The 7,765-nt window shown below is 72.3% G+C and carries 6 protein-coding genes; 2 read left to right on the forward strand and 4 right to left on the reverse strand.

Annotation, left to right across the window (positions count from 1 at the left end):
• Nucleotides 1–10: 10 nt before the first annotated feature.
• The 3 genes from HUN59_RS12970 to HUN59_RS12980 form a co-directional block, all read right to left on the reverse strand.
• Nucleotides 11–2,257 (reverse strand): HelD family protein, encoded by a 2,247-nt coding sequence (locus HUN59_RS12970; RefSeq protein ID WP_174778576.1) that lies wholly within the window; start codon nt 2,255–2,257, stop codon nt 11–13.
• 144 nt (nt 2,258–2,401) lie between these two features.
• Entirely contained in the window at nt 2,402–3,238 is an 837-nt protein-coding gene (locus HUN59_RS12975) for an aldo/keto reductase (protein ID WP_174778577.1), read from the reverse strand.
• Nucleotides 3,238–3,609 carry an FKBP-type peptidyl-prolyl cis-trans isomerase gene (locus tag HUN59_RS12980; RefSeq protein WP_174778578.1) on the reverse strand — a complete coding sequence of 124 codons (372 nt, stop codon included), beginning with the start codon at nt 3,607–3,609 and terminating at the stop codon, nt 3,238–3,240. Before HUN59_RS12980 ends, HUN59_RS12975 begins: the two co-directional genes overlap by 1 nt.
• Before the next feature lie 68 nt (nt 3,610–3,677).
• Here HUN59_RS12980 and HUN59_RS12985 point away from each other — a divergent pair, with 68 nt between their 5' ends.
• Nucleotides 3,678–4,994, forward strand: coding sequence for an MFS transporter (locus tag HUN59_RS12985; RefSeq protein ID WP_174778579.1), 1,317 nt, complete (start codon nt 3,678–3,680; stop codon nt 4,992–4,994).
• Nucleotides 4,995–5,092: 98 nt separating this feature from the next.
• Nucleotides 5,093–6,178, forward strand: coding sequence for a YihY/virulence factor BrkB family protein (locus tag HUN59_RS12990; protein WP_174778580.1), 1,086 nt, complete (start codon nt 5,093–5,095; stop codon nt 6,176–6,178).
• A gap of 35 nt (nt 6,179–6,213) precedes the next feature.
• Here the strand turns inward: HUN59_RS12990 and HUN59_RS12995 are convergent, their stop codons facing one another.
• On the reverse strand, nt 6,214–7,698 hold the full coding sequence (locus tag HUN59_RS12995) for an aspartate ammonia-lyase (protein ID WP_174778581.1): 1,485 nt from the start codon (nt 7,696–7,698) through the stop codon (nt 6,214–6,216).
• Nucleotides 7,699–7,765 lie beyond the last annotated feature (67 nt).

The following is a 7,765-nucleotide window of genomic DNA, read 5'->3' on the forward strand; positions in this document are numbered from 1 at the left end:
CGGGGGGACCTCAGTCGGTGACGTCGACGACCACGAGCCGCCGGGTCGGTCGGGTCATCGCGACGTAGACGGCCGCGGCCGCACGTGCCGCGTCGGCCCCGACCCGCTCGGGGTCGACGAGCAGCACGCCGTCGAACTCCAGGCCCTTCGCGTCGGCACCCGTGAGCACCGTGACCGATCCCGGACGCGGCGAGCCGAGCCCCCGGACGTCGGCCTGCGTCGCCGCGAGCCGTTCCCGGACCGCGGCCACCGACGCCTCGGGCACGATCACGCCGACGGTGCCGGAGCCGATCCGGTCGCGCTCGGACAGCACGAGTTCTGCGACCGTGTCGAGCAGCACCGCCCGGGACACCGACACGCGGTCCACCGGGTCGCCGTCGCGCACCGCCTCGGTCCGGGTGACGGCGAGCCCGGCGGCGTCGGCGAACGCGCCGGCGGCCTGGACGATCGACCGCGGCGTGCGGTAGTTCACGGTGAGCTCGGCGATGCGGTGCTCGATCGGCACGAGCGGTGCACGACCCCGGCGACGACGGGCGAGCGCGCCGACGACGTCGTCCCACGAGCGGGCCGCGGCCGGCGACGACCCCTGCGCCATGTCGCCGACGATCGTGAACGACCGGAGCGGGTTGCGGCGGGCGAGCACGCGCCACTGCATCGGCGAGAGCTCCTGCGCCTCGTCGACCACGATGTGCCCGTAGGTCCACTCGCGGTCCTCGGCGGCGCGCTCGGCCGTGGTGCGGGGGTCCCCGCCCTCGGCGAAGGAGCCGGCGACCTGCTCCGCGGTGACGATGCCCTCGACGCCCATGTTCTCGATCGCCTGCCGCGCGTTCTCGACGTCGCGGGCGTGGCTCGCCTTCGCGCGGCGCTTCGCAGCCCCGCCCGTCGGGTCGAACGGGCCGAGGAGCTCTGCCGCCTCATCGAGGAGCGGGACGTCCTCGACCGTGAAGCCCGAGCCGCGCGGGCGTTCGAGCAGCGCGCGCTTCGCCGGGGTCCAGTCCGGCGTGAGCGACGCGAGCCAGTTCGGCCGGGCGTAGAGGTCCTCGAGGAACTTCTCCGGCGGCAGCGGCAGCCACGCGGTGTTGAGCAGCACGCGGGCGTCGTACGAGCTGCGGATGTCCTCGCGCAGGACCTTCTCGTCCGCTTCGTCGACCGTGGTGCCCCGCTCCCGGAGCTGGTCGGCGAGCAGTCGGGTCATCGCGTCGAGGGCGATCTTGTTGAACGTCACCCGGGCGACGTTGTGCGGCTTCCCCCGGTCCTGCGCGCGCTTCATGGCGTCGGCCACGAGCTGCGGCGGGACGGTGAGCCGCTCGCCCTCGACGTCGAGCGTCACCGACGCGGTCGGCACGACCTGGCGCGAGCGGACCGCCCGGCGGAGCAGGGCGGCCATCTGCGCCGAGCCCTTCACCGCGGCGACGTCGCCGTGGTCGTGCGTGGTCGCGTGCAGGCCCGGGTACAGCGACCCGAGCGACGCCATCACGACGCCCGTCTCGCCGAGGGACGGGAGCACCTGCTCGATGTACGTCAGGAACGCCGACGACGGCCCGACCATGAGCACCCCGGAACCGCGCAGGCGCTCGCGGTGCGAGTAGAGCAGGTACGCGGCGCGGTGCAGCGCCACGGCGGTCTTGCCCGTGCCGGGGCCGCCCTGCACGATGAGGACGCCCTCGAGCGGGGAGCGGATGATCCGGTCCTGCTCGCCCTGGATCGTCGCGACGATGTCGGTCATCCGGCCGGTGCGCTCCGCCGTGACCGCCGCGAGAAGCGCGCCCTCGCCCTGCAGGTGCGTGCGCTCGTCGTCGTAGAGCGTCGCGTCGAAGACCTCGTCCTCGACGCCGACGACCGTGCGGCCGTCGAGGGTCAGGTGTCGGCGGGCGCGCATGCCCATCGGGTGCGCCGCGGTCGCCTGGTAGAAGGCGCTCGCCCCGGGGACGCGCCAGTCGAGCAGGAGCGGGCGGTGCTCGTCGTCCCGCAGGCCGACACGGCCGATGTAGCGGAAGGTGTCCTCGTCGTCGTCCGGCTCGGAGACCTCGAGCCGACCGAACACCAGGCGGTCGCCGACCCGGTCGAGCGTCGCGATGGTGTCCTCGTACAGTCGCGCGTACGCGTCACGCTCGCTGCGGCTCTGGTGGTTGCCACCGACCGCCTGTCGGCGGGTCTCGGCGAGCCGCTGCTCGGCCTCCGCCGTCAGCTCGTCGAGCCGCGCGAACAGCCCGTCCACGTAGCCGCGCTCGCGGTCGATCTCGCTCGGTTCGGACACACGCCACCCTTCGGGAAACAGGGGTGTCCAGTGTAGTCCCGCCGGACCGACACTCCGTGCCGCGCAGCAGCGGTCCGGACCGGTGACGGACGGGAGGCACGTGGCGGNCCCGCCACGTGCCTCCCGTCCGTCAGCGCGTCAGCGCTACATCTCCTCGTGCGTGTCCGGGTCGCCGTCCCACAGGCGCCCGCGCTCGAGGCCGGAGATCGCGGCGACCTCGTCGTCGGTCAGCGCGAAGCCGAAGACGTCGAGGTTCTCGCGCTGCCGGTCGGCGTCGCCCGACTTCGGCACCGGTACCGCGCCGAGCTGGACGTGCCAGCGGAGCACGACCTGACCAGGGGTGACCCCGTGCGCCGCGGCCGCGTCGGTGACCGGGCGCTCGGTGAGCAGCTCGGACCGCTTCGCGAGCGGGCTCCAGCTCTCCGTGACGATCCCGTGGTCGGCGTGCACCTTCCGGAGCGCCGCCTGCGGGAAGTACGGGTGCAGCTCGACCTGGTTGACGGCCGGGGCCACACCCGTGGCGTCGATGATGCGCGTCAGGTGCTCCGGCGTGAAGTTCGAGACACCGATCGAGCGGACCTTGCCGCTGTCCCGCAGGTCGACGAACGCCTTCCACGTCTCGACGAACTTGTCGACGGACGGGTTCGGCCAGTGGATCAGGTACAGGTCCACCCGCTCGAGGCCCAGGTTCGCGAGCGTCTCGTCCACCGAGCGGTGCGCCTCGTCGTACCCGTGGTGCCGTCCGGGGAGCTTCGAGGTGACCACGATGTCCTCGCGGTCGACCTCGGCGTCCCGGACGGCGCGACCGACGGCGTCCTCGTTGCCGTAGTTCAGCGCGGTGTCGAGCAGCCGGTAGCCGCCCGCGATCGCCGCGCCCACCGCGGCGGCGCCCTCGTCGCCGTTCAGTCCGTACGTGCCGAGACCGAGCTCCGGGAGACGGTGGCCGTCGTTCAGCTCGATCGTCGGGGCGCCGACCTGCATCAGCGGACCCCGAGCAGGTCGATCACGAAGATCAGGGTCTTGCCGGACAGGAAGTGGCCGCCACCGGCAGGGCCGTAGGCGAGCTCCGGCGGGACGACGAGCTTGCGGCGACCGCCGACCTTCATGCCGGGGATGCCCTCCTGCCAGCCGCGCACGAGCGCCGCGAGCGGGAAGTCGATGGGCTCGCCGCGGTTCCAGGAGCTGTCGAACTCCTCGCCGGTCTCGTACCCGACGCCGGCGTAGTGCACCTTGACGGTCGAGCCCGCGGTGGCCTCGTCGCCGGAGCCCTCGACGATGTCGGTGATCACGAGCTCGGTGGGGGCCGGGCCCTCGGGGGCGTCGAACTCGGGCTTGCTGTTCAGGTCAGTCATGCCGGCCAGTCAACCAGTTCGCGCGGGCATCGCCGTCCAGCCCGCCGAGGCCGCAGAATGGTTCCACCGTGACACGATCCGACACCGCTCCGCGCCGCCGCCTGCTCGCCGACCTCACCCCGCTCCGCCGCTCCCCCGCGTTCGCGCGGCTGTGGGCCGGCACGGCGATCGCCGGCATCGGCACGCAGATGACCACCGTCGCGGTCGGGCTCGAGGTCTACGAGATCACCCACTCCACCTTCGCGGTGGCCCTCGTCGGCGTCATCGCCCTCGTCCCGATGATCGTCGCGGGACTCTACGGCGGCATGCTCGCGGACGCGTTCGACCGGCGGCTCGTCGCCCTGGTGTCCGCGATCGTCGCGTGGGCCGCGGTCGCCCTCATCGCGACGCACGCCTGGCTCGGACTGCACAGCGTCGCACTCCTCTACGTCCTCGCGACCGTGAACGCCGTCGCGGCCACGGTCAGCAACGCGTCCCGGTCCGCGATCGTCCCGCGGCTCGTCGGTACCGACCTGCTCCCCGCGGCGAGCGCCCTCGGCGGCATCGCGTCCGGCTTCCAGGTCACCGTCGGGCCCGCGATCGCCGGCGTGCTGATCGCGAGCGTCGGGTTCGCCCCCACGTACACGATCGACGTCGTCCTGTTCACGTTCGCGTTCCTCGGGGTCTTCACGCTTCCCCGGATGGCGGCGGAGCACGGTGCCTTGAAGCCCGGGCTCGGCTCGCTGATCGAGGGTGCGCGGTTCCTCCGACGCTCCCGCAACATCACCATGACGTTCGTGCTCGACATCGTCGCGATGACGTTCGGGCAGCCTCGCGTGCTCTTCCCCGCGATCGGCGCGCTCGTCATCGGCGGCGGGTCGATCACGGTCGGCACGCTCACCGCCGCGTACGCCGTCGGCGCGTTGCTGTCGAGCGTGTTCTCCGGCCCGCTCGGGCACGTACGCCGCCAGGGCGAGGCCGTCGGTTGGGCGATCACGGCCTACGGCGGCGCGATCGCCGCGTTCGGCGTGGTGATCGCGCTGGCGCACGAGCTCGGCGGCCGGTCGGGCGAGGCGTTCGGCGTCGAGATCCTGCCGGCGCTCGGGCTGGCCGCGCTGTTCCTGGCGCTGGCGGGCGGGGCGGACAACGTCAGCTCGGTCTTCCGCAACACGATCCTGCAGGCGGCGTCGCCGGACGGGATGCGCGGCCGTCTGCAGGGCATCTTCATCGTGGTCGTCACCGGTGGTCCGCGGCTCGGTGACCTGTACGCCGGACTGGTCGTCGCGGCAGGGATCGCGTACCCGCCGGTCGTCGGCGGCGTGCTCATCATCGGCTTGGTCGCGCTGCTGCTCCGGCTCGTGCCGTCCTTCCGCCGCTACGACGCGCTGGACCCGCACGCGAACTGAGGGCGCCGCCCGCGGTGCGACCAGGGGACGGACGGGAGGCGCGTGGCGGGGTCGCCACGATCCTCCAGGCCGGTACGGGGTCGGGTACCGTACATCGCATGCCCGACAGCGCCTCGCGCGACCTGCAGCGGACCGGGGTCCGCGCGGTCGTCCGGCGCACCTACCACTCCGTGATCCGGCACCGCGTCGTGGACGCCGCCGCCTCGCTGACGTTCTTCGCCCTGCTGACGGTGTTCCCGACCGCCCTCGCGGTGGTGTCCGCACTGTCCGTCGTGGACCGGCAGGGTGACAGCCTGACCGACGTCGTGCAGGTGCTCGGGTTCATCGTTCGTCCGGAAACCGCGCAGCACCTCGAGGGACCGCTCCGGCAGCTGTTGACGCTCGACAACCCGTGGCTCGGCTTCTCGATCGGGGTCGTGCTGACGCTGTGGTCGCTGTCCGGGTACGCGACCGCGTTCGGCCGGGCGATGAACACCGCGTACGAGGTCGAGGAGGGGCGGCGGATCTGGAAGTTCCGGTCGATGATGCTCCTCGTCACGCTGCTCGTGATGGTCGGCGGGGCGATCGCGATCGTCATCCTGCTCGGCACCCCCACGATCTCCGCGGCGATCATCCGGCAGCTCGGGTGGGCGCCCTGGATCGACGACGTGTGGAACGTGGCGAAGTGGCCGGTCCTCGCGGTCGACCTCGTCGTGATGGTCGCGGTGCTGTACTACGCGACGCCGAACGTGAAGACGCCGCAGCTGCGCTGGGTGTCCGCCGGCGCCGGGTTCGCGATCGTGACGTGGGCGCTCGCGACCCTGGGCTTCTCGGTCTACGTCGAGACCATCGGCGGGGGTGGGAACCGGGCGTACGGGTGGCTCGGTGGCGCGATCCTGCTGCTCGTCTACCTGTACATCTCGAACTTCGTGCTCGTCGTCGGCGGGGAGCTCGACTCCGAGGTGATCCGGATGCGTCAGCTGCTCGCCGGCATCGAGGCGGACGAGTCGATCCGGCTGCCGCTCCGGGACGTCACGCGGAACTTCACGCTCGCCCGGTGGCGGGACCAGGACATCCGGGCCGCCCAGGACGTCCGGACCGCGGCGCTCGAGCGGGCGGCCGAGGACGACGAGCCCGACCCGGTCGCCGAGCACCTGCGGGCGATGTCCCGGCAGGTCCGGGCCGGCGAGCGTCCCCTGCCGTAGTCCGGGGCCCGGAGACGGGCCAGGCCAGGCCAGGCTCAGCGCTCGCGGTGCACCCGGGCGGCCTCGGCGTCCAACATCTCCTCGGTGATGACCGGGATGGCGCCGGTGGCCAGCTCGATGCCCGACAGGCGCGCCGGGCTCAGGACGCGCTGGACCTGGTCCTCGTCCATCAGCCCCGCCGCGGTGACGAGCGTCGCGATCGGCGTCGAGGTGGTCAGCGCCGTGTGCGCGATCGACGCCGCCGCCGCGTACCCGATGTACGGCGTCAGCGCGGTGACGACGCCGACGTTCGTGTCGACCTGCGCCGCGAGCTTCGCCTCGTTCGCCTGGATCCCGATGACGCAGTTGATCCGGAGCGTCGCGCACCCGCTCGCCATCCACTGCAGCGACTGCAGGATCGAGTGCGCGATGATCGGTTCGAAGGCGTTGAGCTGCAGCTGCCCGCCCTCTGCCGCCATCGTCACGGTGGTGTCCGCCCCGGCGACGGCGAACGCGATCTGGTTCACGACCTCGGGGATGACCGGGTTGACCTTGCCGGGCATGATCGACGACCCCGCCTGGCGTGCCGGGAGCGTGATCTCGCCCAGGCCGGCCTGCGGACCCGAGGCGAGCAGCCGCAGGTCGTTGCAGATCTTCGAGAGCTTGGCGGCGCTGCGCTTCACGGTGCCGGACAGCGTCATGAACGCCCCGGCGTCGCTCGTCGCCTCGATGAGGTCCGGGGCCGTCACGATGTCCAGCCCGCTCGCGACCTGGAGCTGCCGGCGCACCTCGTCCCGGTACTGCGGGTCCGCGGTGATGCCCGTGCCGATCGCCGTCGCCCCCAGGTTCGTCTCCGCGAGCAGCGGCATCACGGTGCGCAGCAGGAGCACGTCCTCCTGGATGGTGTGCGCGAAGCCGGTGAACTCCTGCCCGAGGGTCATCGGCACGGCGTCCTGCAGCTGCGTGCGCCCGATCTTCAGGACGTCGGCGAACGCGTGACCGCGCTCGGCGAACGCGTCGGACAGCAGGGTGAGCTGCTCGACGAGTCGCTGCACGCCGAGGATCATCGCGAGCTTGATGCTCGTCGGGTAGGTGTCGTTCGTCGACTGGCTGCGGTTGACGTGGTCGATCGGGTGCAGGTACCCGTAGTCGCCCTTCTCGCGGCCGAGGAGCTCGAGGGCCCGGTTCGCGAGCACCTCGTTCGTGTTCATGTTCGTCGAGGTCCCGGCACCGCCCTGGACGATGTCGACGACGAACTGGTCACGCAGGGCACCGTCGCGGACCTCCTGTGCGGCCCGGTCGATCGCGTCCGCACGCTCCGCGTCGAGCACGCCGATCGCCTTGTTCGCCCGGGCGGCCGCCTGCTTGACGGTCGCGAGCGCCTCGACCAGGTCCGGGTACACCGCGATCGGCACCGAGGTGATCGGGAAGTTCTCCTTCGCCCGCAGGGTGTTGATGCCCCAGTAGGCGTCGGCGGGGACCTCGCGGGACCCCAGGGAGTCGGTCTCGGTGCGGGTTCGTGGTGCTTCGTTGCCGGTCACCCGTCCGAGGCTAGCCCGTCCGGCCGGTCGGGTCCGGCAGGCTGGTGTGCGCGAGTCACATCGATGG

This window comes from Curtobacterium sp. Csp2 (assembly GCF_013347165.1).

What these genes read in the sequence shown, in the direction of transcription:
- HUN59_RS12975 (WP_174778577.1), bottom strand. Translation starts at nt 3,238, where the DNA reads ATGCAGGTCGGCGCCCCGACGATCGAGCTGAACGACGGCCACCGTCTC.
- HUN59_RS12980 (WP_174778578.1), bottom strand. Translation starts at nt 3,609, where the DNA reads ATGACTGACCTGAACAGCAAGCCCGAGTTCGACGCCCCCGAGGGCCCG.
- HUN59_RS12990 (WP_174778580.1), top strand. Translation starts at nt 5,093, where the DNA reads ATGCCCGACAGCGCCTCGCGCGACCTGCAGCGGACCGGGGTCCGCGCG.